A 25,109-nucleotide genomic window follows, 5' to 3' on the forward strand; every position below is an offset into this window, starting at 1 on the left:
CGAGAAGATGTGGCGCGAGGCGTTCCTTGACAGGATCGAACGGACTGTGGAGAGGGACAAGAACCGCCCCTCGATCGTCATGTGGTCCCTCGGCAATGAGTCCGGCACAGGGCAGAATCTCGCCGCCATGTCCGCATGGGTGCACGCACGTGATGCAGGCCGACCTGTCCACTACGAAAATGACTACGCCGGCGCGTACACCGACGTGTACTCCCGCATGTACGCGACCCTGCCCGAGGTGGAGACGATTGGGCGCGACGGCGACACCACGCCGCTGCTGGGCTGTTCCCCTGCCGAGGGGGCACGGCAGCGGAGCAAGCCGTTTGTTCTGTGCGAGTACGTCCACGCGATGGGCAATGGCCCCGGGAACATATCGCTGTATGAGGACCTGGTCACGAAATACCCGCGGCTGCACGGCGGGTTCGTGTGGGAGTGGCGCGACCACGGTATCGCCGCCCGTACCGCGGACGGCACCGATTACTTCGCCTACGGCGGCGACTTCGGCGAGGAAATCCATGACGGCAACTTCGTCCTCGACGGCCTCGTCCTCTCCGACTCGACCCCCTCTCCGGGACTGTATGAATTCAAGGCCGTCGTGGCGCCAGTGGGACTTACCTTTGAAGGGCTCGAGCCGGGCGGCAAGCCCCTGGTCCGGGTGGCAAACCTGCGACACAGCGCTGATCTGGGAGACCTGATCTTCCGCTGGCGCCTTGAAGATAACGGCGAACCAGTCGCCTCCGGTGAGCTCACCGTCGATGGGCTCGACGGCGGTCCTCTCGCCCCTGGCGCTTCAGCTCAGTGCCCCTCCCAGTGTCCGCGGAAGGATGCACGGGAGAGGTATGGGTGACCGTCGAGGCCGTCCTCGCGCAGGATGCCGGGTGGGCGCCTTCCGGGCACGAAGTCGCCTCGGCGCAAGGCCGCCTCGCGTTACCCGCGACGCGCCCGCTGCCGTTCGCTGCCGGGCTCCCGGGCCGAGCTTGGCGGCAAGGGGAAAGCGCTGGGCTCCTGGAGCTCGGACCGGCAGTCTTCGATCAAGGGCGACTCGTTACACTCGCGGGCCTCCCTGTCGATGGGCCCCGCCTTGAACTGTTCCGGGCTCCCACGGACAATGACCGCGGCGAATCCCGGGGCGGATACATCGACACCGACCCCTGGGCACCAGACGCAGACGGAATCCCCGGCGTAGGAACTCCCGGGCCTTCGTCGGCAGCACGCTGGTACAAAGCCGGACTGGACCGGCTGCACGGGCGCGTTGAGGCAGTCGAAGTGCTCGATGAACGGGCCCTCCGTGTCCGCACCCGGTACGCCGCGGCGGACCAGGTCCGCACCGTCACCGTCGAGGAGCAATGGATCCTCGATTCCGAAGGTCTGTGGCTGCGGGTGGACATTCTTCCGTCCTCCGATTGGGACGGCGTTTGGCCCCGCGTCGGGGTCCGGTTCGGGCTACCCACCCACGTGGACGCAGCGTCATGGTTCGGGCTGGGCCCACACGAGTCCTACCCGGACAGCCTCGAAGCTGCGCATGTAGGACGGTACGCCGCCGGGATCGATCAGCTCGCCGTGCCATACGCGCGGCCGCAGGAGAGCGGTCACCGCGGGGGTCTTCGTTCGCTCAGCCTGCTCCGGGGCTCAGAACCGTGGATACGGTTCGACGCGTTCCCGGATGCACGGGGCCGCCTGCCGGGCTTCACCTTGAGCCGCTACACGGCCCAGGAGCTGGCCGCAGCTGGACACCCGCACGAGCTGCCTCTTGCCACGCGCTCATGGCTATATCTCGACGCGGCTCAGCACGGGCTCGGCACCCGCTCGTGTGGCCCCGATGTTTGGCCCGAGTCAGCGTTGGCGCCGGAGGCACGAACGCTGACCTTCCGCCTGGGGCCCCCAAATGACCAGCCTCGTAATGCCCAGTACGAGCACCGAAACCGTCCCGATCTCGGGTCGACAGACCACGCTGCGCTACGGCCCCTACACCGCCGAAATAGCCAGCGTAGGTGCAACGTTGCGCTCCTTGCGCCACAACGGCAGAGACCTGATTCTCCCCTTTTCGGAACATCAGGTCCGCCCCGCCTACCGAGGTGCAGTCTTGGCCCCCTGGCCCAACAGGGTGATCGCAGGTCGATATGAATTCGAAGGCGTGGAATATCAGCTCGGTATCAACGAACCGAGCCGGGGCCATGCGCTCCATGGGTTACTGGCCTGGCAAGACTGGTGCCCCGTGGAATCCGACGAGTCCTCGGCAATTCTGTCCACCGTCATTCAAGCGCGGAGCGGTTACCCCTTCCGTTTGGACGTACAGGTGTCCTACCAGCTGGATCTTTCCGGGCTGCACACCACGGTTACAGCCACCAACACCGGCCCTGGCTCTGCACCTTACGGGGCGGCCGGACACCCATACCTGATCGCCGGCGAGGGCCGGGTCGACGACTGGATTCTCGAGCTGCCCGCAAGGAAAGTGCAGCAAGTCACGGCAGACCTTCTGGTACCAACGGGAGTAAGTGACGTTTCCGATGATCGACGCTACGACTTTGTGTCCCCCCGACCTATCGGTTCCACAACACTAGACCATGCCTTTACCGACCTTGTACGTGACGATGAGGGCTACTCAACTGCACGCCTGACGACATGGGACGGGTCGGGAACTTCGATGACATGGGGCCGGGACTGTCCCTGGGTTCAGATACACACAGCCGACCTTCCGGATGTGGAATCCAGCAGAGCCGGCCTGGCGGTAGAACCAATGACCTGTCCGCCTAATGCCTTCAACACCAGGACAGACCTCATAGTCCTCCTCCCGTGGAGACGCTGGCCAAGCAGTACGTCGCTTCCGTCACCGGCAGCTCGGGACAGCTCTGCACCTCCCCCGGCCTGGTCTTCGTCCCCGCCGGCGAAGGTGGTGAGCGCTTCGCCGCAGCAGTCACCGGCGCCATCAGCGAACTGTCCGGCCAGACCATGCTTAGCGGAGGCATCGCCTCGGCCTGGCAGCACGGCCATGATGCCCTCGAAGCAGCAGCCGATGTGGAGGTTCTCGGCCGCGGCCAGAAGGGACCGGGAGAAAACGCACCGGCACCGGCCGTGTTCTCCGCCGAGCTGGATGTATTCATCAACAACCCCGTCCTGCACGAGGAAATTTTCGGCGCGGCATCCCTCGTGGTCCGCTACAAGAGCATCGAGGACCTGATCGAGGCAACCAGCAAGCTGGAAGGACAGCTCACCGCGTCCCTGCACATCACCGAGGACGACTACACCGCTGCCGCACGGCTCATCCCCACTCTGGAGCGCAAAGGTCGGCCGCATCATCGTCAACGGCTGGCCCACCGGCGTCGAGGTAGGCCACGCAGTGGTCCACGGCGGCCCCTTCCCGGCCACGTCCGATTCGAAGTCCACCTCCGTGGGATCGCTCGCTATCGACCGCTTCCTGCGCCCGGTGGCCTACCAAAACTTCCCCGACCAGCTCCGCCCCGCGGCACTGCAGGACGCCAACCCATGGAAAGTCAACCGGCTCATCGACGGCAAGCCTGAACAGTCCCGCTAGGAACCTCCCGCCTTCCGGCCCCGGGGCGTGCCTCCCGCAACGAGTCGCCCTGGGGCCGGAGCCCCAACCGCACACAGAATTGAGCATTAATGTCCGCCATTGCGCTGGAAGATATCGCGGGAACGCTCCGCACCGCCCGCCTGAGCGGCGAACCAATCGCTGCACCGACGGAAACTTGGCCGGCCCTTGACCCGGAAGCCGCCTTCGAAGTGCAGAAGCTCAACGTCAGCCACGCCGTAGCCAACGGCGATCGGCTGGTCGGCTACAAGCTCGGCAACATCGCCAAAGTCATGCAGGACGCCTTCGGCCTGGACCAGCCCGACTACGGCCACCTCCTGGCCAGCAGCTTCGCCTACGAAGGCACAGCCCTCAATCGGGACTCCTTCATTGAGCCGTTCGTTGAGCTGGAGCCGGCCTTCATCCTGGGCAAGAACCTCGGCGGCAAGAACACCACGGTCGCCGACGTCATCAACGCCGTCGAATACGCAGTGCCGGCCATCGAAATCATCGACTCCCGGGTGAAGAACTGGGCCATCGGCCTGGCAGACACCCTCGCCGACAACGGCTCCACCGGCGCGATCCTTCTCGGCGGAACACCCCGGCGCCTCACCGACCTGAACCTTCGCGACACCCGCGGCGTCCTAACCTTCAACAACCGGGAAGTCATCTCCGGAACCACCGGCAACATCCTCGGCAACCCCCTCGCCGCCGTCGCCTGGCTCGTGAACCGCATGGCCGACTACGACGTGAAGTTCGAAGCCGGCCAAGTCATCCTCCCCGGCAGCTGCCTGCAAGCCGTTCCGATGAAGGAAGCCGGCCGCTGGTCAGGGACCTTCGAAGGCTGGGGCACCATTGAATTCGACGTCGTCTAGTCGAAGGTATTAGTCCAATGTGGAGTGCAGAAGTGGGCCAGCCGGCACTAGGTCACATTGCACTACACCCGAACCTGACGTCTAACCCCCTGACGTGGGCGGACTTGAACAGCGGACGGAGCTCCCATTCGTTCTCCGGTGCCCGCCCCGGTTGCAACTGTTGACAGATGCTCCGAAGGACCTTAGCGGACTCATTAACTCCAGAATCGGCGAACTATTTCGATCAGTCCCGAGCTTCACCACGCTTTTCCCTTGCCCGGCATCTGTCAGGGTGGAGTCTGAGAAGGTCAGGAACCGCTGTCAGCAAAAACGGGACTTCGTCTTATCCTGACGCAGCAGCTGCATTCGTTGCGCCCAATTAGCCGAAGGTTCTTAGGACCACAGCACCGAGGGAGTAAACTCACAGGGACTCACAAGACTCACAAGGACTCACAGATGCCCTCGCTGCCGAACCCTTTCCGCCCCACCGCGGGGGCTACTCCCCCGGAACTCATCGGGCGCCAGGGAGTGCTTGACGAGTTCGAGTACGGTCTTAGGCTCGGTTCGGGCGCCCCAGGATTGCTGACCATCATTACCGGCGCCCGCGGCATCGGCAAGACGGCGCTGCTCAGCGAGGCCCAAGACAAAGCGCGGGAGCAAGGCTGGATCGTCGTCTCCGAAACCGCCACGCCCGGCTTCCTCGGCCGGATCGGCGAGACCATGCGGCTTCACCTGGAAGAACTCGGCCCCGGCCCTGCCGGCCGCCGAATCACCGCCCTTGGCGTAGCCGGATTTACGGTAACGACTCAACTGCCGCCCGAGCGGCAGGTAGATTGGCGCCGGCTGGGCGAGCAACTCCTGAATGAACTCGCGGAAAAGAAGACCGGGCTGCTTTTCACCGTTGACGAGATCCACTCAGCTGACCGGACGGAACTGTCCCAGCTCGCCGCGGACGTCCAGCACTTTATCCGCGACGGGCTGCCGATAGGCCTGCTTTTCGCCGGGCTTCCGGCTGCGGTTTCGGACCTGCTTAACGAAGGCGTCGCCACGTTCTTGCGCCGGGCGGAACGGATCGACCTGCACGCCGCGGCCATCAATGAAGTTGAACGTTCCTACGAGGACACGTTCCGGCAGGCCGGAATCAAGATCGACGAGGACCAGGTCCGGCGGGCGGCTGAGGCGACCGGGGGCTACCCCTTTCTGATCCAGCTCATCGGCTACCAGCTGTGGCGTCAAGCCGAGATCAACAATTTCACCTTGGAAGCGGATAACGTCACCCAAGCCATCGCAGCAGCCAGTCGCCGCCATGAGATGACGGTTATAGAGGCAGCTCTCTCCACCGCCTCGGAGAAAGACATGGATTTCCTCCGTGCCATGGCCGAAGACGATGGTGTTGTTGCCGCCGGGAACATCGGCAAGCGACTCAACGCGAAAAGCAACGTCGTCGCCAACTACCGGGCCCGGCTCATCGCCGCGGGACTTATCGAGGCCCCCGCGTACGGCAAGGTCGATTTCGCCATCCCAGGCCTCCGCGAATACCTCCGCAAAAGTCGAGACAAGTAGCTCCCTTCATCGGGCACAGCTTCATCTCGCCCACCAACCAGCCTTATCGAGTCTCCATTATCGAGGCTTGAAATTGGCGGAGTGGGGGCGTCGGAGAAGGGCTAGTTTCGCCTGCCAAAGCACTCGAATTTGCCCATCTGAGTTGAGCGGCGACTCTGGACAGGACGGCGGCAACGGGCGCAGTCTGGCGTTGTGCGCAGCAAAGATGTCCACGTGGGCGAGACGTATCGGGTTGAAGTCCCGCAACGCCTGCCGCCGGAGCTGTCGGTTCCGCTCTGGGCCGCAGTTGACTGGCCGGCTTTGATGCTGCTTCAGGGATGTTGGTTTGAGCTCACGGTCCTCGACATCGAGGCAACACGGGCACCGGCGACCGTCCACGGGATTCGGTTGCTGCGACGCACCGACGTGGTCCTTCCACTCAACAGCGCGCAGGTCGCCGAACTGGGTTTGCCAGCGGGGTCTTACGAAATTGCCGGGCACGTGCGGCCGCTTGACGACGAGGCTGTTGTCTCGATGCCGGCCGTTCAAACGGTCACCATGCCGGTCAGATGGCTGCATACCCTGGCGTCCAAACCTTCCCGGGACCACAGAGACGCCAGCTACAGCGGACTATGAAAGTTGGTCCCTGCCGGCGTCGGTTTCCCTGAGTTCAGAGCACAAGCGAGAACGACCAGAAAATGACAAGTCAGCAGCCTCCGCAGCGCGTCTACTTGTACCACCACCGCCCAGTTTCCCGCGCACGCGCTGCCCTGGGAAGAGTTAGCTTATGTTCGCGCCCGCGCGGTCCGGCTACAAGCTAATACCGCCTTTCCCGGCTAGAACACCCAGTCCCATGGCTTTACAGAACGGCCGTTATCGGCGCCGGGGAGAAGCGCAGGAAAGGGCTTCTCCTGACCTCCAACCTGCGCCTGCGCTCCCATGCGTTGGGGCCCTCAAAGCGCGTCGCCTGGAAACCGCAAACAGGCCATTATTGCCGCCTGACAGAAGGCAGGCCCGTCCAACAGTGAAGCCAGTCGTCGGTGCCAATTCGAGCGTCGGGTTGCCGTGTTTTCGTCGACCTGCCGGTCTCGGGTTGAAGAACTTCCCCGCCTGAGCGTTGGCCCTTCTCTTCAAATCGGCTTCTACGCCCCACCCTCATACGGAAAACCGGTGGTTACGCCTGCCCCTGCAGTACAGCGCACGGGCTGCCGGCCTGCTCTGCAGCGGCGCCTCCTATTGTCTGAACTGGAGACGTGCTTCAGAGAAGCCTTGAACCCGCGTCAGTTCGATACTCAGTACGAGTTCTAGTTTAACTTCATACACATGGATAGTGGAGTGCGTCTCACTGCCGGTTTTATCATCGTGGTAAGCGTCACAACCGTCGCGACGACAAAGACGTCATGTGACGACCGGCATGGCCGCGCATGCAGGCTGAAGACGAGGCAAAGCGCCTCTTTCGAATTGAGGTTTCGTTAGATGAAAAACCACTACCGGGCTGCATCAATAACCGGGATCGTATCGCTGGCTATTATTCTTTCTGGCTGCGGAGCAGCATCCGAGCGCTCTGCGCAAGGCCCGCAAGTAGATGCTTCGATCGCTCCTGAAATTGGCACCGCACTTCAAAAAGAGGGGCCAGTCCAAATCATTGACCAGGATTTTCTCTCGGCAAGTATCCATGCGGAGATGATGGCCCAATTGTTGGAAAAAATGGGCGGCGAAGCATCGACGCTTAAAATTGCAGACATCAATTCTACATGGCCAGCGATGGCTAAAGCAGACAATCTGGTGAATCCAGAAGCCTGGGATATCTTTTTTGGCCCTCAAATTGAAGAGTACGTCGAAAAAGAAAAGAGCGTCGTTCAACTAGGGACACTTTCTATTACTGCCGAGGAGGGTTGGTATGTTCCTACGTATGTTATCAAAGGCGATCCAGAGCGGGGCATCGAACCAGCTTGTCCAGGCCTTCCCGACTGGAAGGCGCTCAACGATTGCGCGCATATATTCGCTTCCCCGGAGACGGGGGGTAAAGGAAAATACCTCACGGGTCCGGCTGGTTGGATCGATTACTACGGTGACGCTCAAAGGATTGAAAACCTAGGCCTCAACTACGAGGTTGTTGCTGCTGGTTCTGAGGCAGCCCTGGTTGCAGAAATTAAGCGGGCGTATGACCGAGGAGAGCCGCTTCTCAGCCTGATGTGGTCGCCGCACTTCGTAACCCAGAAATATGATCTGACGCGAATCGAGTTTCCCCCGTATACGAAGGAATGCTGGGGTACAACGTTTGCCTGCGGCTGGCAGGATCCCAGCTTGCTCAAGCTAGCAGGCAGTGAGTTTCCAGAGAAACATCCCACAGCCGCTGACTTCGTCTCGAAATTCTCTCTTAGTGATGATGATCTCGGCGCACTGATGGTTGAGATGGAAGAGAGTCAGGATGCCGCAGACGTAGTTGTTAAGAAGTGGATTGACGAGAATCCTGACGTGTGGTCGCAATGGCTGCCGTCAGTTCCTTCAGAATCATGACGACAGTGACCAAAATAGCCCCTGAGCAAGAGACTCCCCGTGCAGAAATGCAAGAGGTGGAGACCAAGAAAAGTAGAACTCGCCGCGAACTGAATCATGTGGTCAGCGGCCTGAAACCCCCCTATTCCTCCCGTGCTCGACGGGTCGCCTTGTATTTGGGCCTTCTCGTAGCCGTGTTATCAGTGTCCTCAGTGGTAGGACAACAATTCCCGACATCATTTCGGGTACCTTTCGGTTCCGCTACAGAAGCAGTATTCGAATGGGGCGTCGATCATCTGGCTTGGCTGTACGAGCCTGTCGCCGAAAGCCTCGAAGACGTATTAGTATCCATGCAGTTCATGCTCGTGGACCTTCCAGCACCGTTGCTGGCACTCCTTCTTATTGGAATTGCCTACGCACGATGCGGTCCTCTTATCGCCGGACTTCTGACGGTTGCCCTTGGCTTCGTTATCTCAGTGGGATTGTGGGACGAGACGCTGCAAACCCTGGTGCTGATGGTTGTGGCTGTGGTGATCGCCGTCATTTTGGGCATCCTCATTGGCGTCGCTGCACAGATGAACAGAAGGTTTGAAGCTTTCGTACTCATCGCACTTGATGCCATGCAAACTTTTCCAGTTTTTGCCTATTTGGTGCCGATTGTGTTTATTTTCGGCCCTGGAAATACTGGTGCCCTCATTGTGACTATTATTTGGGCGCTCCCGCCAGTAACTCGTATGACAATACTAGGAATTAAAACGGTCCCTTCCGAAAGCATCGAGGCCGCCACGTCCTGCGGCTCGACCGGTTGGCAAATCCTGAGGAATGTACAAATACCCCTGGCACGTCCCAGTATCATGGCTGGCGTCAACCAGACAGTCATGTTTGCCATGAGTATGGCTATCGTTGCCGCCATGATCGGAGCTGGTGGTCTGGGTCAGTCGGTATGGGGCAGCCTGACCCGGCTCGCATTCGGACAGGCACTTGAGGCGGGGATTGCTCTCGTCCTCTTCGCTATCGTGCTAGACCGCGTTACCGGCCAAGGGAAAAAAAGCACAGGACATGGACTGTTCTCCGACTTCAGAACCTTGGTTACGACAACCGGCGCAGAGCGTCCCGCGCTTGTGAAAAGAGCTTTTCAGCAGCACCGCAGAACCATCCTGACGGCAGCGGTGTTATTCGCCGGAACCATCTACATTTCTATGGTCCCAGCTCTGCGATTTGCGAACTTCGAGACCCCACCCGAGTCGCTCAGACTTTCGTTTGCCGATCCGGTTGACCAAGCGGTGGACTGGCTCAATCTCAACCTTGGATTCATTCTCGATGTAGTAGTTGATGGCATTCAGGGGTACGTCCTAAATGGCGTGACGGCCTTGCTCCTGGCAATTCCATGGCCAACAGTCTTTTTCGTGGTGGTCGGGGCAAGTCTGTTGCTCCGCGGCATTCGTGGTGCGGCTCTTGCGGCGGCTGGCCTACTGGGCATAGGAGTGCTGGGAATGTGGGAAGCGGCGGCAATTACTCTCGGGATAGCGGGGGCCGCTGTTCTAGTAGCACTCTTCATTGGGCTGCCGATCGGTGCGGTGATGAGCCGCAGTATCAAACTAGAAAGAACTATCCGCCCAGTACTTGATGTCATGCAGACGCTGCCGGTCTTCCTATTCGTTATCCCTATCGTCGTAGTCCTGGGAACGGGTGCGGTGGCCGGCCTGCTGGCAACCGTTCTCTACTGCCTCCCACCAGTAATACGCCTGACAAATGTCGCACTTCGCGGCGTCGACAGCGAAACGGTGGAGGCGGCCACAAGCACCGGCGCGACGGTGTGGCAACTGCTACGCACCGTCAAGATTCCCCTCGGCATGCCCACGATCATGATCGGAATTAATCAAGCGATTATTCTCTCGCTCGCAATGGCGGTCGTAAGTGCATTTATTGGCACTCCTGGGTTGGGACAGGCACTGCTCACCGGCGTCGTGACTGCCAGACTTGACTTGGGGATTGAGGCCGGTGTGGCCATGTTCTTACTTGCAGTTGTTGTCGACCGACTCGTAACCGGCGTGAACCGGAAGATTCAAGCACATAGTCATCTTGTTCCCGCTTGACGACTAAACGATAGGAAAAGACCCAATGAGTAAAGCCCTCACGGCAGACGAGGCGATAGTATCCTGCCGAAATCTTTGGAAAGTGTATGGACCTGATCCCCATCGGTACGTCTCAGCACACAACGCGGGTGTTGGCGCACTGGACGGCCATACGGCCGCGGTTCGAGATCTGACGTTTGATGTGCGGCCGGGCGAGAAATTAGTCGTTATGGGGCTTTCAGGCAGCGGAAAGTCGACGCTCATTCGATGCTTGACGCGTTTAGTGGAGCCCACATCCGGTGAAGTTATCATCGGTGGCCGCGACGTCACTAAAATGGAGCCGGCAGAACTTCGTGGCCTACGGCGTGACGAATGTTCGATGGTCTTTCAGCATTTCGGTTTGTTTGGGCATCGGACTGTTCTCCAGAACGCTGCATATGGCCTTGAAATCAAGGGTGTAAGCCGAAAGGAAAGGGAGCAGCGTGCGCGCGACGTACTAGACACCGTGGGCCTTTCCGGATGGGAAAACCGTTATCCATCGGAGCTCAGTGGCGGCATGAAGCAGCGTGTTGGGTTGGCACGGGCCTTGGCCTCCGATCCCCAGATACTATTCTTCGACGAGCCCTTCAGTGCGTTGGATCCGCTGATTCGCAGGGATCTTCAGGACGAATTACTCCGACTGGCCAAAGACATTAAAAAGACGTTCATATTCATCACCCACGATATGGCTGAGGCGCTCAAGCTGGGCGACCGGATAATTATCATGAAAGATGGGCAGATAGTTCAGGTGGGCACACCGGAAGAGATTCTCTTGCACCCTGTTGACGATTATGTCCGACGGTTTACCGCTGATGCTTCACGTGCGCATATAGTTCGCGTCGGTACTGTTGCTAGTGAGTCGAAGAGCATCAGCGTTGAGACCTCAGCGTTCGATGCCGTGAAGGTTCTCGATGATTCTGGGAATGATTCCGCAATCATTGTCGATTCCCATGGCCGGCCACTGGGTTACATCAACCGGTCAAAGCTTCTCTCGGTCGGGCACAACGATCCCGTCGGTTCGCTGCACGTTCCGGTTCCGATCATCAGCAGCGACCGGACACTTCATGACGCGACCAATTTGGTGATGGACGGTAACAACCCCGTAGCAGTCATTGATTCTGAGGGCCGCCTGGTGGGGGTGGTTGATACTCGTCTGCTGTTGGCAGCTTTGGTCGATCTTCCAGACCACCGCAAGGAATTCGCAGACCTTTCCCGCTAGGGCGGCATTTCCTCAAAGGGCCGACTGTAGGGTCATGTTGATCGCGAGGTTATGACGGCGTTCACAGCTAGTCGACCATCCCTCTTCAAGGCCACGCGGACTGTCCGCGCGTCGTAACTTAGCTCGACCCGCCCTATGCGGATTTGAAGCACATCCGATCCCGCCAGTCTTGCGGGATGCACCGATAAGGAGTCCCATATGCACCTCTCCAAGTTCGTCACCCGGGAAAGTTTCGCCGTCCGTATTGGAGCGGACGGTAACCGAAAATCCGGTACGTTAGAGGACCTGTTCCCCGACTGGGGCATGACAGAACGGCTGGGTATCGTCCTGAGCAAACCGTACGGGGCCATCGAGCGAGCCTCGCGTTGCTGGCCATGACGCCGTTGTTCTACGGACTGGTTCCCGAGCGTGCGACGACTAAGCCGCAGTATCCGCCGATCTTTCTATTCCACATCGACCGGATGCACGGTAGCCATATCATGCTGGACGTCGTTCCGCATCGCTATGAGGTGCTGGTAGAGAATGACCCCTACGCAGTGCTCACCGCCGTGAAGGACTATGGGATCACGCGGTTGATGGTCCCTGACGAACACGCAGAACATGATCTGTCTTATGTCGAGCGGGCTCCACTGGGCTGGACGGACCTCCGTTACCTGCGGGAAAATTTGCGCTCGGTCTATGCCTATGGCCAGGAGAATGGCTTTGCCCGCTCCTCGGATATTGAGATAACTTCGGCCGATCCGCGTCTGGAGGAGTCGGTGACCCAGGTTCTAAGGCCGGAGGAAAGCATAAAGGTGTTTTCTGATGCCACGGAGGAATCGCTCGCTAAGAAGATGATTGGCGAAACCAGCCTGGAAGACCTCGAAGCGCTTACGCCCATCGTAGCTGAGCGAATGAATGAGGTCCGGGCAGAAGAGCGGGCGCGGTTGCTGGCCGATCGAGTAGGGCGCCGAAACGCTGAGGGGAACATCACACAGGCCTATCGAAAATTGAGCGTTGATGATGGCCTCAGTCGCCTGGTGCCATAACCCCCAGCCCATGGCGTCCCTTGCCCATCATGGATTTCAGCCCGAACGCATCCTCCATCTTGAGTACTCGGGCGATGGTGGGGATCAGGGGAACTTCGCCGCTCTGTGTGCAAGGGACAGTAGGGCTCTCGTCGGAAGCTCGAAGGATGAAACTACAGAGTTTGGCCGAACGATGGTTCACCATCATTGCGGCGAGGAGGGCAAGCCGTAAATTTCACAATGTGTAAGAACTGATCCCTTGACACAGTACGGCTGTAGTACGCAGCCATGCGGCCCCTTGGAGTGAACATAGTGCATGTCGCGAAGCAGTTAGCGGAGAAACATCTGCAAATAAAGATTGGCGTCTCAGACGCTTCCCTGGCCCAGCTCTTCCCCGAATCGCACAAGCATGATCGCTTCGGACTGATTGTTAATGAGCCATTCGGTAGCTTAGGTGCCAGCCTTCTGTTGCAGGCTGCCATCGTTCAGTTTTTCAAAGTTGCCCCGGAGAGACGATTCAGCGCTGCCGTATATCCGGAGATTTACCTTTTTCATGTGGGAGGACGCCATGGCGATCACAGTGTGTTCGACTTCTGGCCGCCGCGCAAGGAAGTGTTCTTGGCGGATAATTCCCCTTTGACAGTAGTGGAGGCATTGAACGACCGGGCCATCACCCGCCTTGCTATTCCCGACGGAACAAGTGGTGGGGATACGTCTGTTTTTGCCGATGGACCGAGCACCTGGGCCGAACAAGCGGCAGCAAGAAATCTCCTAGTGTCATGTTTTGCTTATAGCCCAGAGGGTGTGACATCTGGCGCGGACGTGTGGCTGCAGACATCGCACGGATCTTTTGAGGAGAACATCGCCGCTACGCTGGATATCGGCGCAGTCATTGGCTCTGTACAGGATGTTCCGCCAGAGCTTCCGGGTGAATCTCAACCGGTGGACAACGACAGATGGGCGGCTATAGCAAAGTTGCGACTGGGCGAGGTTGAGTACGACTATGCCCGCACAATCGCCGATCGCCGACTCCGCAGTCTTGATGGCAACGGCCTTAGACGTGAATCCTACCGGCGAATCAGCCAGAAGAAGCGTTGTCGTTACTGACCAGCCTCTGACCGTATGGCTAAATCAGGACGCCGCGGCGATTGCCCGCGGATGGGGACGGGGACTACGACCACGCGCGTTGGGTTCCCGCCTAGGCCGATGGTGCATCCTAAAACATGATGTCAGCGCCCTACACCTAGAGCTGGAACCGCTGACGATCGTCAACCAAAGGCAAGTCCTCTCGTAGGAGGTTGGGTGGATCCAGCGGCTTGACGGCGGACGCTGGCACAAAGCCGTCTACTTCGATGACGGTGCCCGGGTGTTACTGCCTCGAGGTTATCGTCTACGGGCTTTAGGGCACCGGGTGGCGAAACCAGGCAGTCCCGACCTATTTGGCAAGAGGAGTAGAGGAAGGCTCGAAGGGATTACCAACCTAAAGCCGAGTAGCCGGGCAGAACAGCAGCTCCATCGCCGCCTCTCCCTTCGGGTGGCAAGCCGCTGGCACGGCGCTTGTGCATCTTTTTACGATCCGCTGCCTTCAATCGGAAGCGGGAGCCGAATGCGCGGGCAGATTGCGTCCCGCGCCCGGAGTTTTCGGCTTACCGGGGAAGACAAGGGACTGTTAGGGGCATGCGGCCCGACGGAAGCAGCGAGTTGCAGGCTGTAGCCGGCGAACTGGCAATCTCTTGGTTGCGAAAAGCGAGCCTCAGTTCCTGCTCCGACAATCTCGAAGCGATGCGAGGAGTCCTCCGGCCAGTCACGGCACCAGGGTCCGATTACAAGGCCGGAACACCTACGCTCGTAAACTGCCCGGGGAACGAGTGTTGCGCCAGCTTGAGCTCGTCGCCTCGGCAACCCGCATCCGCGCCCTGGAAGGAACCCACCGGCTCCACGCAACTGGGAACACTTCAACGAGCGCCATGAAATGTCAGTCAAGGCCACACCGCAATCGCCCGCGAGCTCGCCGGCTGGTGCTGGTTACTGGCCGCACCACTCCAGCAAGGAGAACGCATGAACCGCGGCCCGAGATGAACGTGCCGCCTAACGTGATCGAAGTCGGCGGTGGCAGCATCCTGAGCTAACCCGAGTTCCCGCTGTGAACCGACGTCCTCCAACGTGCTCGATTCTAGGCACGATATGCTCCAGCCGAACAAATCGTCATGGGGTACAACCCGCAATGTGAGCCTGACACTGCATTCGAAAACGACTCGCTCACGGCCCCCGCAGCATGACCGGCTGGCACAAAGATGAGCGGCTCCCGAAATCAAACCGGGCAGCCGCTCATCCATGCACTCTTGACAACCAGATCTACACATCAGCGGGAGAGCTTGTCACTGTCCGGCTCCATATCGCCGATGTGTCCGGCGGTGCTTGTGGCGAGGACACGGGCCACGAAGGCGCCGTATTCGTCCATGTAGTGGCGCAGGAACTTCGCCGTGCGTTCATCCTTGACTTCGCCACCCTCCCCGAACATGTCGACGTCGTAGTGAACATAGGCTTCAGGGGAATTCAGCTGTGGTGCGTCTAGGAAGCTCAGGATGCTGCGGAAGGACGACTGCATCACTGCGGTGCCGATACTGCCGGGAGAAGTCCCAATAATTCCCGTGGGTTTACGGGCGAAGGAATTCGATCCCCATGGACGAGATCCCCAGTCGATAGCGTTTTTGAGGGCACCTGGAATGGAACGGTTGTACTCGGGAGACACGAAGAGGATCCCGTCGGACGCTTCGATAGCTTCCTTAAGGGCCAGGCCTTCCGGCGGAAAACCGGCGTCGTAGTCGTAGCTGTAAAGTGGGAGGTCCTTGATGGGGATTTCGGTGAACTCGAGGTCCTCCGGGGCAAGCTTTATCAAAGCCTGCGAGAGAGCGCGGTTGATGGAATTGGTCGCGAGGCTCCCCACGAAATAGCCAATTCTGTATTTTGCTGCCAAAAGCCTAGTCCTTTCTTTTCTGATTACGGCCGGCGGCGACGTGTGCGACGCTGCGAGTTACGGCAGCGGAGTGGAACACGGCTCAGCCAACCGGTTCAGGAGCCCTGGATCAGAGAGCTCGGAGGGAGCCTGTTTCACACTTAAGCGGGTATGGGTCTATCTCGATAAAATTTCTCCGTTCATGCAGTAACCCACCCGATCCAAGGGAGAAGATCCTGGACTTCCGGACCGCGATTTGCTGCGGGGGGCGCCGGGGACAAGGTAGGAGGGGCAGCGCTGCTGGGTTTTTCCACAGACAGGCAGGTACCAGCGGGCGCCAGAACTTCGAAGTGGAGCGAGCGATGGCTAGAGGCCGAGTGGCAAAACTTCGGGCTGAACACGTGGGACGGGTGTTTGTTCACGTCTAGACCTTCTATAGGACGGTGGATGTGGTGAGCGTCTTTCACTTTTAGCCAGGGTGGAACTCCCTTACGGCGCGCTCGGCCGCTGCACGCTTATCCCATTGCCTGGTTCACGCTCGGATTGTTGTGTAGGACTTAACGAGGGTGCTTGCAATGCTCCATCGCCCTCTCCAGCCGTTTTCGAGGATTAGGACTGTCCCGGCGTTGAGTGTGATGCGGGAGCCGTCATCATGGATCAGTTCTCCTTCTCCTTCGATCACGCTAATAAACTCCTCGTATCCCTGATGGACTGTAGTGAATTCGCCGGGGGTTGCCCGCCACAGCCCCAGTTCCGTTTTGCCGTCTGCAAAAAGTACGTGCGTGCTCGTGGCCGGAGCACCCCGGATGATTCGTTCGGGATCAACTGGAACCGGTTCTGCCCAGTGCAGTGAAGAAGCGTGAAGTACGGTGCTCATGCTTTGGTTCTTTCAGAGTCAGAGTCACGGGACGTAGTTTCAAGGCGCTGCATGACACGTTCCGCGGCCCGCTCGCCGCTGCGTATAGCTCCTTCCATTAGGCCTACGAATTCCGGTTCGCTGTACTCGCCAGCCCAGAAAACATCCCCGACCGGCTTTTCCAAGAGGGCCGTCCCAGCGGCCGTGGCGCCTGGGGCATGGGCGGCGTATGCCCCACCTGCCAGTTGATCCTCGGACCATACAGTGGTCAGCGCGGAAGCGTTTCGCGCGATGTCGAGATCCGTGCGAAGTGCTCGTGCTTTGAGAACCCATTCCGACGGGTTTTGCGTGAGGTTGGCACGGGAGATGGCTGATGGGGAGCCCATGAAGGCGTTTAGCACCGGGGCCACAACCCCGGAGTCGTCGGTGGCAGTCCAAGTCCAGTAGCGGCCTTCGACGGACATGACAGCACTTGTGGGGGGCGGAGTTTCCAGAGGGAGGTGCAGTTTTGCGGCATGTCCTTGAAGAACGTGCTTTAGGGCTGCGCTGCGGGCCTCAGTTGAAGGCAGGTTCACTTGTGGGTCACGGATTACAGCAAGCGGAAGAGCGACAACGACGGCGTCAAACACGGACGTGTCGGTGTCGGTAGTAACAAGGACACCACCGTCACTGATGTTCTCAACGGCCCTCACGGTTTCGCCGTAACGCACGGCAGAACCAAGTGCAGCTGCCATCGCGTCGGGCAGTCGTTGATTGCCGCCAGCCACTCGCCAGCTGGGTTTGGGTTCGAACGAGGCAATATGCTGCAACGATTTCGCCGTGACCTCTGATGCGCTCACAGCCGTAGAGATTTCAATGCGGGCACGAAGCGCGTCGACCAGTTCCGGTTCGTCGGGCAATGCGGCCAGCAGCTCTTCGGCGGTCCCTTGAAGGCCATTGCTGCTGGTTAATTCCAGTGCTTTCCGCCCGGTACGAATAATGTCATCACAAGTGATGCCAGCCATGTCGCCGGGCTCACGAACGTAATAGCTCATGCCAGTATCAACCAAGCTAAGCCCAAAATGCGATAGCAGCCGCCGCATGGAGGTGTAGCCGTCCAGAACGAACTCGGCACCTCGTTCTATGACATACCTGCCTTGTGGTGTGTCAAGTGTTTCTGACCAAACGCGACCGCCTGGGCGGTTACGGGCGTCGAATACCGTGACGTGTTCGCCGGCTTCGGCGAGTTTTGTAGCTGCTGCAAGGCCAGCCAAGCCGGCACCAAGAATTCCTATGCGGGGCACACAGCCACCTCCGTTTTGATGTGGTATGGGGGAGACAGGCAGAAGACGCTGTTTCTAGCCCAGAGTAAGCCGCTTAGGGTGCCGACAAAATCGTGCCGAAGTGATAGATACCCTCAGTTTTCGTACTTTTGAATAATCTTTGCCTTGTCCGCCGTCGGCTAGCTACGGAATGGAGGACTGGGGATCCGTACAAGCAGGTCGAGCGGCTCGTCCTAGGTGCAGTCCTTCCCTTCTTTGCCCGCGCGCCCTAGTCCTACTTGCGTACAGGATTAGTACAAAGATCATTCTCAAGAACTGTTTGCGACCGTAACAGGGCGCTCCATACTGACTGCTGTAATCGTGAGACTTTCATCCGCTTTCGAGTTCATGTTGAAGCACCAGATTCCACAAATCGCACTCTTATGTCTGAGGTATAGCGTGGCAGCACACCCGCGCATCGCTTCGTAAGGAACTACCGCATGCCAGAGCACACAGGCTCATATAGCAAAATCATCACCGTGGATCACCGTGGCGACATGGAAGAACGCCTTACCGCAGCGGTCAGCGAGGCAGTGGCGCATGCGCTACGAACGTCAGACCACCACGGGATTGTTGTCACGCGTCACGACCAAAGAACGTTTAGTGTCCGTCTTTCTACGAAGATAGCGCCAGGGACGACGGTGGAGCGCGACCTCTGGAGAAGCGACGTTGGATGTCGACCGACTATCTAAGGCTGGAACTCTGTACTTCGGGCTGAAAAGTTCTTTCGCCGGCATTCATGCGACTCCGCCTGTCACAGCTTCGCCTGATCGTTGGCGACCGACCCGGGCTTTCTTTAGCAGAACTCTTACTCGCCCCCAACTTGCAGTGCCCCTGCGGCGCAGTCAGTCGCTACAAATCAAATCTCCGAGGACTACAAATGACAGTTGAATCGGCTGTGTTGCCTGCCACTCCCCTAGAGCGCGAGGCGTCTCTGCTCGCGTCCGTGCCCACCGGCCTGCTGGTTGGTGGCCAGTGGGTGGATGCGTCCGACGGCGGAACGTTTGACGTGCGTGATCCTGCTACTGGTGAGGTACTTGCCACCCTAGCTTCGGCCACGAGCGAGGATGCGGTCGCCGCCCTGGAGGCAGCTTGCGCGGCGCAAGCCTCATGGGCGCGCACTGCTCCCCGGGTGCGCGCCGAGATATTGCGCCGTGCATTCGACCTGGTAACAGCGCGGTCGGAGGACTTCGCGCTGTTGATGACGTTGGAGATGGGCAAACCATTGGCTGAGGCCCGGGGCGAGGTTGCCTATGGGGCTGAGTTTCTGAGGTGGTTCTCGGAAGAAACCGTGCGAAATTACGGCCGATTCCTCACCACCCCCGAGGGCAAAAACAGGATTCTTGTCCAGCACAAACCCGTAGGCCCCTGCCTGCTGATAACTCCCTGGAATTTCCCCCTTGCGATGGCTACTCGCAAGGTTGCTCCCGCAGTCGCCGCTGGCTGCACGATGGTCCTTAAACCAGCCAAGCTGACACCGCTGACTTCGCAGCTATTTGCCCAGACGATGATGGAGGCCGGCCTTCCGGCCGGGGTTCTGAACGTCGTTTCGTCATCCTCGGCGTCGGGGATATCCGGGCCGCTGCTGAAAGATTCCCGCCTGCGGAAAGTCTCCTTCACAGGATCCACACCCGTCGGCAAGCGCCTGATGACAGAGGCTTCGCGACATGTCCTGCGGACTTCAATGGAATTGGGCGGAAATGCTCCGTTCATCGTGTTTGAAGATGCAGATCTGGACAAAGCTGTAGAAGGGGCAATAGCGGCTAAGATGCGGAATATGGGCGAGGCCTGCACCGCGGCCAACCGGTTCCTCGTTCAAGAATCCGTGGCGCAGGAATTCACCCGGAAATTCGCAGCCGCGATGGGCGCCCTCGCCACGGGCCGCGGTACCGACCCTGCCAGTCAGGTCGGCCCGCTGATTGACGACAGTGCTCGCGACGACGTCCACGCCCTGGTCAGGGACGCAATCGATGCCGGAGCCGTTGCCCTCGTCGGGGGTGCCCACGTGGACGGGCCAGGCTACTTCTACCAGCCCACAGTTCTCGCCGACGTTCCCAATAATGCGGAGATCCTCAACCAGGAAATCTTCGGTCCCGTCGCCCCTGTCACCACGTTTAGCACCGAACAGGACGCCATCCAACTGGCCAACGCCTCGGAATACGGGCTTGCGGCCTACCTCTACAGCCGCGACTTCAATCGACTCCTCCGGGTGGCAGAGCAGATCGAGTTCGGCATGGTTGGGTTCAACGCGGGCATCATCTCCAACGCCGCCGCCCCTTTCGGCGGCGTCAAACAATCAGGCCTAGGCCGCGAAGGCGGGTCTGAAGGCATCGCCGAATACACCACCACCCAATACGTCGGCATCGCCGACCCCTATGAGAACTGAATTACTGGTCGGGGTTACGTGCCAACTGAACGAGTGAATAATGCGACTTGCTAGGATACAAACGACCAGAGGACCTCAGCATGCGGTATTGCGGAACGGGGACTGGCACCACCTGGAAGACCCGTTTGCCGAGGTACTATCCTTCACTGGGCAAGTGACGCCAGCGGAAGAGGCGAAGCTACTCGTTCCGGTTAGGCCCTCCGTCCTCATCGGGCTGAGCCACAACCGCCCCGGTAATAAGCATCCGCTTCCCGTACAGGCCTGGCACAAATCCGTACATACCTTGGCGAACCCGGAAGACAACGTTAAGTTGACTCAGGACGTCGGTGTAGTGCACGTGGAGGGAGAGCTGGCAGTTGTTATGCGCAAACGGGCTACCGGTCTCACCGCCGAAGACGCGACGGATCATGTGCTGGGTTACACGGTCGCGAATGATGTTACAAACGCCGACCAAGGACTTATAGACGAAAAGCTTTTCCAAGCCAAAGCCGGCATTAATTACACACCTCTTGGACCCTGGATTGAGACCGAAATTAAGGATCCTGAAAAGGTCAGCATCACGGTGAACGTGAACGGCCATGTTAGGGCCGAGTCCGGGTCATTCAACCTCCCCACGAGCGTTGTCGACTGTCTGGTGTACGTCACCCGCTGGACGACTCTTGAGCCTGGTGACATCGTTATGACGGGGCCCCGGGTACCTTCGCAGCTGTTATCCCCGGAGACTGCGTGCAAATCAGTCTCGGGGGAATAGGTACTTTAACTAACTCCATCGTGTAAGCACTGCGATGAAGACCCCTTATAAGGGGTCAGCCACAATTTTCTAAGAGGCTAAAGCCCTGGCCTTTGGCCCCGATCTGCAAGGTGCCCGAGCAGTACGATGTGCTTTGGGTGGAGCACCGGGCCTTACTTTTCCTAGAGTTCGTCATAGCGAGGGAGCCCCGGCGCTCCCTCGCTATGACGAAGACGCGGAGCAATTTCAATGCTCCCAAGCACCGCAACGATGGCCGCGACTCTCGCCCAGGTGACTTCCTCTTCCATGATCGTGCCAGCAAAGGCAACGGCTACTGTGCCTAGACCAGAGCATGTGGCGTAAGCGACGCCTAGAGCTACCGACCTGAAGCCTCGACCAAGCATGAAGGTAGGCCTCAACCATCTGGCCACGTCTTTTCCTGGCAATCGTTGCGGAAGCAGCCGCCACCGGCCTGCTCGCATAACCAAACGATCCAGGAAACCCGAGATTGCGACAGTCACCGCCGTAGAAGATACGGTTTTCACCCACGCATACCCTTGACCTCACCGGGCCGTTAGGGGGAACTGTAAACGAAGAGTAGTCGTGGCAGCGCGTCGCTACGCAAGTAAAAGGTCCCGCTCGGCCGTCTCAACGACATTCGCCAGAAGCATCGCCCGGGTCATGGGGCCAACACCGCCAGGGTTGGGTGAGATCCAGGCGGCCACGTGCATAGCGTCGGCAGCGACGTCTCCTTGGAGGACGGCTTTGCCGGTGCTGGCCTCGGTTATCCGTGACACTCCGACGTCTAAGACTATTGACCCCGGTTTGAGGTGTTTGCCTTGCACGATGCCCGGTACACCGGCCGCGGCCACGACAACATCTGCGCGCTTTAGCAACTTAGGAAGATCAACCGATCCGGTATGCGCTAAAGTGACGGTCGCGTTGATGGTGCGCCGTGTAAGCAGCAGCCCCAAGGGTCGACCAACTGTGACTCCGCGACCGACGACAAGCACCTCCAAACCGTTGAGAGTGATGCCGTGTCGGGTTAGCAGCTCGACTATCGCGTTTGGAGTGCAGGGCAGCGGAGAGCTGAGATCGCCGCTGACGTTGAGTGCAAGTCTTCCAAGGTTGATCGGATGTAGTCCGTCAGCATCTTTTTGAGGGGATATTTTCTCCAGGACAGCGTTTTGGTCGATGTGTGGGGGCAGCGGCAGCTGCACTATGTAGCCTGTGGTTCTAGTGTCTCCATTCAGCTCTTCCAGAACGCTCTCTAATTCCTGCTGAGAAATTGTCGAGGGTAGATCCCGACGAATGGATTCAATCCCCACTTCCGCACAATCTCTATGCTTCCCGGCCACATAAGAATGGCTTGCAGGGTCATCACCAACGAGAACTGTTCCCAAGCCAACTGTCTTGCCACGGCGCTTCAAAGCTGTAACTCGATCTGCGAGTTCGGTTTTCACGGCATCAGCGGTTGCCTTGCCATCCAGGATGTTGTCGACGTTCTCCGGGGGACCCGGTATCTGCATGACGCTGTTAGTCATAGGCCTTCCTTGTGGTGCTCGTTCCTGGCTCTCGCCCGTGCAGAGACGACCTAAGTCGTTGTCTGAGCCAGTGGGGGTCTATGGGACGTGGCTCCTAACCGCGGAGCCGTTCGCCCTTGGGATCGTAAAAGGGCCGCCGGGAGACCTTTGCAGGGTATAGCCGCCCTTTACACCGGACTTCGAAGTCTCCCGAGAGGTCTACATCAGGTTCAATAGCTGCAATTCCGACTGCGCTTCCCAGCGTGTGGCCGTAGCTGCCGCTCGTCATGCGTCCGACGGGTTGGCCGTTGCAGTAGACCGTCTCGTCATGTACGAACACCGGTTCAGGATCTTCCAGCGCCACATACACTGTTCGATGAGCGGGCGCTGCGGGGTCGAGCTTGAGGAGGGCGTCTTTGCCTACGAAGCCTCCTGGTTTGTCCATGGAGATTGTAAAACGAAGGCCTGCCGAATAGGGATCGTCGATGGGCCCGATGTCGTGACCCAGGTGCCGGAATCCTTTCTCGCTGCGCAGTGAATCCAAGGCGTGGTATCCGGCCAACTTGACTCCCAGATCCTGCCCCGCCTCCCACAGTGCATCGAGGACGTTTGTAGCTATGTCGGCACTCGGATACAACTCATAGCCCAATTCGCCTACGAAGCTCACGCGCAGACTGTAGGCATAGCCCTCTGCAATTTCTACCGTGCGTCCGTGGGTGTATTTCTGTGCATCGTCGGACCAGTCTTCCGGTGAAACCCTGCTAAGAAGTTCTCGGCTTTTCGGTCCCATGACTCCGATTGTGGCCAGGGCCGCAGTGCAGTCGAACACTACCGCCGCTTTGCCCCGAGCTATTCGGTTGAGGTACGCTGCGGTCTTTTGCTGCGTAAACGATGGGGTAACGACTAAGAACCGGTCCGGGCCGAGACGAGTGATGGTTCCGTCTAGTTCGATCCCCGCTCGCTCATTCAAGAAGAGGGTATAGACCGCTTTGTCGGTTTCAACGTCGATGTCTGCTGTTGCGGCCGTCTGACACACTTCAAGGGCGTCAGGGCCGGCAACTTCGAACTTTGCGAATGGACTCAGATCGAAAAGGACCACACCCTCACGTGCCGCTTTATGTTCCTCGGCGACACGGTCGAACCAAGTCGGGCGTCCATAGCTGTAGTCATAGGTGGGAGATGTTCCGGGGCCCCGTACCAGTTCGCCCGCTCCCCACCGTTAACTTCACCAAAGCAGGCACCGAGCTCAGCCAGGCGCCCGTGAAGGGGCGTTCGACGGACGTTGCGGCCCGTCTCCATCTGCAAGTTCGGCCAGTGCATTGCGTAAAGCCGTCCAAGGCCCTCCTTGGTTCGGGCCTTGAGATACTTGCGGTTGTTTTGATGTCCGGAAAAGCGCTGCACATCGACCGAGGATGAGTCAAAACCGGGAGTTCCTGAAATGACCCACTCAGCCAATTCCTTACCGATGCCGGGAGCAAAAATGATTCCCTGGGAGTTGAAGCCTGCTGCCACGAACAGATTGGAAAGTTCGGAGGTTTCACCCACGGCAAAATTGGCATCCGGGGTGAAGCTTTCCGGGGCATTCAGGAATCGGTCGAATCCCGCTGAAGAAAGTGCCGGTACTACCCCTTCGGCCTTCGCCCTAATCGGAGCGAAGTGTTCCCACTCCGGCTCGAACTCTGCAAAGCCGTTGGAAGGAACTTCCTCAAGCGCGCGTGGAAGCCCGTCAGGCTCGAATGCGCCGACCAAGAGCCTCCCGGCCTCGTGCCGGATGTAATAGCTGTTGTCTAGATCCCTGTACACGGGCAATTCAGGCACAGCCCCGGAAATTTCTGCAGATCGGACGTGGATGTGCTCGGCGGCGTATAAGGGTACCTTCACACCGGCGGTGGCCGCGAGATCACGGGTCCACAAGCCGCACGCCAGAATCACCCGATCGCAGTGCACGATTCCTTGATCGGTGAGCACGCCGACGACGAGATCGCCTTGACGAAGTATCTTGAGGACAGCAACGTTTTCGCGTATCTGGGTCCCAAAGCTATGGGCGAGTTTAGCGAGAGCCACTGTTGCATGTCCGGGGTTGATGTGACCATCGTCAGGCAGCAGGAGTGCTCCGGCAACCCCTGAGTAGGTTGCGAGAGGCCACAATTCCTTGTATCGGTCCTCAGTTAGCCATTCCGTTCTTACGCCCTGCTGGTCGGCCACGTCCTTTGCATACAGAAGTTCATCAACGCGTCCGGCGGTTCGTGCAACGCTAAGGGACCCGCAACGCTGAAATGATACGTCCAGCCCGGACATTTGCTCGAGCTGACCATAAAAGTCCAAACCGTACTTGGCCAGCTTTGTCATCGTCGTGGTACCGCGGGCTCCAGTGACCAAGCCTGCGGCGTGCCAAGAGGTGCCGCTGCCTAGGACGTTACTCTCCAAAAGTAATGTGTCGTTCTCACCTGCAACTGAAAGGTGATAGGCAATGCTGGCACCGATAATTCCGCCGCCGATTACGATTGTCCGCACATGCGTCGGCAAGGGATCATGGGAAGTATCTGTAAACATGTTGGCGCTTACGGTGCGGTCGACAAGCCTGTCCATCGGG

General features: G+C 59.0%; 19 protein-coding genes and 2 pseudogenes. 14 read left to right on the forward strand and 7 right to left on the reverse strand.

The genetic code is table 11. The features are described from left to right. Positions 1–7: 7 nt before the first annotated feature. The 12 genes and pseudogenes from G205_RS23740 to G205_RS21715 all read left to right on the forward strand — a co-directional run bounded on the left by G205_RS23740 (position 8) and on the right by G205_RS21715 (position 13,871). Positions 8–847 (forward strand): glycoside hydrolase family 2 TIM barrel-domain containing protein, encoded by an 840-nt coding sequence (locus G205_RS23740; RefSeq protein WP_338058404.1) that lies wholly within the window; start codon positions 8–10, stop codon positions 845–847. Further along, positions 844–2,124, forward strand: coding sequence for a beta-galactosidase small subunit-related protein (locus tag G205_RS23745; RefSeq protein WP_235046821.1), 1,281 nt, complete (start codon positions 844–846; stop codon positions 2,122–2,124). The genes G205_RS23740 and G205_RS23745 overlap by 4 nt, the downstream gene beginning before the upstream one ends. Next, a pseudogene (locus G205_RS21000) lies at positions 2,009–2,761 on the forward strand (aldose 1-epimerase family protein); the annotation flags it as partial. The gene G205_RS23745 and the pseudogene G205_RS21000, both read left to right, overlap by 116 nt. A 32-nt stretch (positions 2,762–2,793) precedes the next feature. After that, positions 2,794–3,532 (forward strand): annotated as a pseudogene (locus G205_RS22065) (aldehyde dehydrogenase family protein); the annotation flags it as partial. An 89-nt stretch (positions 3,533–3,621) separates the two neighbouring features. Next, complete coding sequence (locus G205_RS07815) at positions 3,622–4,404, forward strand: 2-keto-4-pentenoate hydratase (RefSeq protein ID WP_009357502.1); 783 nt, start codon at positions 3,622–3,624, stop codon at positions 4,402–4,404. A gap of 435 nt (positions 4,405–4,839) precedes the next feature. Further along, a complete protein-coding gene (locus tag G205_RS07820; RefSeq protein ID WP_009357503.1) occupies positions 4,840–5,946 on the forward strand; it encodes an ATP-binding protein in 1,107 nt (368 codons plus the stop codon). Positions 5,947–6,138: 192 nt separating this feature from the next. Next, positions 6,139–6,561, forward strand: a complete 423-nt coding sequence (locus G205_RS07825) for a hypothetical protein (protein WP_035752401.1) — start codon at positions 6,139–6,141, stop codon at positions 6,559–6,561. An 840-nt stretch (positions 6,562–7,401) separates the two neighbouring features. Then, positions 7,402–8,445 carry a glycine betaine ABC transporter substrate-binding protein gene (locus tag G205_RS07830; RefSeq protein ID WP_083875023.1) on the forward strand — a complete coding sequence of 348 codons (1,044 nt, stop codon included), beginning with the start codon at positions 7,402–7,404 and terminating at the stop codon, positions 8,443–8,445. A gap of 5 nt (positions 8,446–8,450) precedes the next feature. After that, positions 8,451–10,520 carry an ABC transporter permease gene (locus tag G205_RS07835; RefSeq protein WP_160166600.1) on the forward strand — a complete coding sequence of 690 codons (2,070 nt, stop codon included), beginning with the start codon at positions 8,451–8,453 and terminating at the stop codon, positions 10,518–10,520. A 25-nt stretch (positions 10,521–10,545) separates the two neighbouring features. Then, a complete protein-coding gene (locus tag G205_RS07840; RefSeq protein ID WP_083875024.1) occupies positions 10,546–11,757 on the forward strand; it encodes a quaternary amine ABC transporter ATP-binding protein in 1,212 nt (403 codons plus the stop codon). A 374-nt stretch (positions 11,758–12,131) separates the two neighbouring features. Continuing rightward, positions 12,132–12,785: a hypothetical protein gene (locus G205_RS07850; RefSeq protein WP_009357508.1), complete on the forward strand. Its 654-nt coding sequence runs from the start codon at positions 12,132–12,134 to the stop codon at positions 12,783–12,785. A 291-nt stretch (positions 12,786–13,076) separates the two neighbouring features. Then, on the forward strand, positions 13,077–13,871 hold the full coding sequence (locus tag G205_RS21715) for a hypothetical protein (protein WP_152419549.1): 795 nt from the start codon (positions 13,077–13,079) through the stop codon (positions 13,869–13,871). A gap of 1,255 nt (positions 13,872–15,126) precedes the next feature. Here the strand turns inward: G205_RS21715 and G205_RS07855 are convergent. From G205_RS07855 to G205_RS07860, 3 genes are all read right to left on the reverse strand, one after another. Then, positions 15,127–15,741 (reverse strand): NADPH-dependent FMN reductase, encoded by a 615-nt coding sequence (locus tag G205_RS07855; protein ID WP_009357509.1) that lies wholly within the window; start codon positions 15,739–15,741, stop codon positions 15,127–15,129. Between the two features lie 511 nt (positions 15,742–16,252). Further along, complete coding sequence (locus G205_RS21010; RefSeq protein WP_009357510.1) at positions 16,253–16,597, reverse strand: cupin domain-containing protein; 345 nt, start codon at positions 16,595–16,597, stop codon at positions 16,253–16,255. Then, complete coding sequence (locus G205_RS07860; RefSeq protein ID WP_035752410.1) at positions 16,594–17,859, reverse strand: flavin monoamine oxidase family protein; 1,266 nt, start codon at positions 17,857–17,859, stop codon at positions 16,594–16,596. The genes G205_RS21010 and G205_RS07860 overlap by 4 nt, the downstream gene beginning before the upstream one ends. A gap of 898 nt (positions 17,860–18,757) precedes the next feature. On the opposite strand from G205_RS07860, the gene G205_RS07865 reads away from it, so the two are divergent. Both G205_RS07865 and G205_RS07870 read left to right on the forward strand, forming a co-directional pair. Beyond that, on the forward strand, positions 18,758–20,263 hold the full coding sequence (locus G205_RS07865; RefSeq protein ID WP_009357512.1) for an NAD-dependent succinate-semialdehyde dehydrogenase: 1,506 nt from the start codon (positions 18,758–18,760) through the stop codon (positions 20,261–20,263). 88 nt (positions 20,264–20,351) lie between these two features. Beyond that, entirely contained in the window at positions 20,352–21,014 is a 663-nt protein-coding gene (locus tag G205_RS07870; RefSeq protein WP_009357513.1) for a fumarylacetoacetate hydrolase family protein, read from the forward strand. A gap of 161 nt (positions 21,015–21,175) precedes the next feature. Here the strand turns inward: G205_RS07870 and G205_RS23990 are convergent, their stop codons facing one another. The 4 genes from G205_RS23990 to G205_RS22075 all read right to left on the reverse strand — a co-directional run bounded on the left by G205_RS23990 (position 21,176) and on the right by G205_RS22075 (position 25,105). Continuing rightward, positions 21,176–21,475 carry an SMR family transporter gene (locus G205_RS23990; RefSeq protein ID WP_420874307.1) on the reverse strand — a complete coding sequence of 100 codons (300 nt, stop codon included), beginning with the start codon at positions 21,473–21,475 and terminating at the stop codon, positions 21,176–21,178. A gap of 135 nt (positions 21,476–21,610) precedes the next feature. Continuing rightward, entirely contained in the window at positions 21,611–22,537 is a 927-nt protein-coding gene (locus G205_RS07880) for a bifunctional methylenetetrahydrofolate dehydrogenase/methenyltetrahydrofolate cyclohydrolase (protein WP_009357515.1), read from the reverse strand. Between the two features lie 94 nt (positions 22,538–22,631). Beyond that, positions 22,632–23,615 carry a glycine cleavage T C-terminal barrel domain-containing protein gene (locus G205_RS23750; protein WP_200859147.1) on the reverse strand — a complete coding sequence of 328 codons (984 nt, stop codon included), beginning with the start codon at positions 23,613–23,615 and terminating at the stop codon, positions 22,632–22,634. Next, positions 23,597–25,105: an FAD-dependent oxidoreductase gene (locus tag G205_RS22075; RefSeq protein WP_200859148.1), complete on the reverse strand. Its 1,509-nt coding sequence runs from the start codon at positions 25,103–25,105 to the stop codon at positions 23,597–23,599. Before G205_RS22075 ends, G205_RS23750 begins: the two co-directional genes overlap by 19 nt. Positions 25,106–25,109 lie beyond the last annotated feature (4 nt).

The organism is Arthrobacter nitrophenolicus, assembly GCF_000332815.1.
GTDB classification, from domain to species: Bacteria; Actinomycetota; Actinomycetes; order Actinomycetales; family Micrococcaceae; genus Arthrobacter; species Arthrobacter nitrophenolicus.

Bases quoted from the DNA above. Each gene is read 5' to 3' on its own strand.
- G205_RS07840 (WP_083875024.1), top strand. From the start codon at position 10,546: ATGAGTAAAGCCCTCACGGCAGACGAGGCGATAGTATCCTGCCGAAAT.
- G205_RS07830 (WP_083875023.1), top strand. From the start codon at position 7,402: ATGAAAAACCACTACCGGGCTGCATCAATAACCGGGATCGTATCGCTG.
- G205_RS23990 (WP_420874307.1), bottom strand. From the start codon at position 21,475: ATGCGAGCAGGCCGGTGGCGGCTGCTTCCGCAACGATTGCCAGGAAAA.
- G205_RS07815 (WP_009357502.1), top strand. From the start codon at position 3,622: ATGTCCGCCATTGCGCTGGAAGATATCGCGGGAACGCTCCGCACCGCC.
- G205_RS07880 (WP_009357515.1), bottom strand. From the start codon at position 22,537: ATGACTAACAGCGTCATGCAGATACCGGGTCCCCCGGAGAACGTCGAC.
- G205_RS23740 (WP_338058404.1), top strand. From the start codon at position 8: ATGTGGCGCGAGGCGTTCCTTGACAGGATCGAACGGACTGTGGAGAGG.
- G205_RS07820 (WP_009357503.1), top strand. From the start codon at position 4,840: ATGCCCTCGCTGCCGAACCCTTTCCGCCCCACCGCGGGGGCTACTCCC.
- G205_RS07865 (WP_009357512.1), top strand. From the start codon at position 18,758: ATGACAGTTGAATCGGCTGTGTTGCCTGCCACTCCCCTAGAGCGCGAG.
- G205_RS07850 (WP_009357508.1), top strand. From the start codon at position 12,132: ATGACGCCGTTGTTCTACGGACTGGTTCCCGAGCGTGCGACGACTAAG.
- G205_RS21010 (WP_009357510.1), bottom strand. From the start codon at position 16,597: ATGAGCACCGTACTTCACGCTTCTTCACTGCACTGGGCAGAACCGGTT.
- G205_RS22075 (WP_200859148.1), bottom strand. From the start codon at position 25,105: ATGGACAGGCTTGTCGACCGCACCGTAAGCGCCAACATGTTTACAGAT.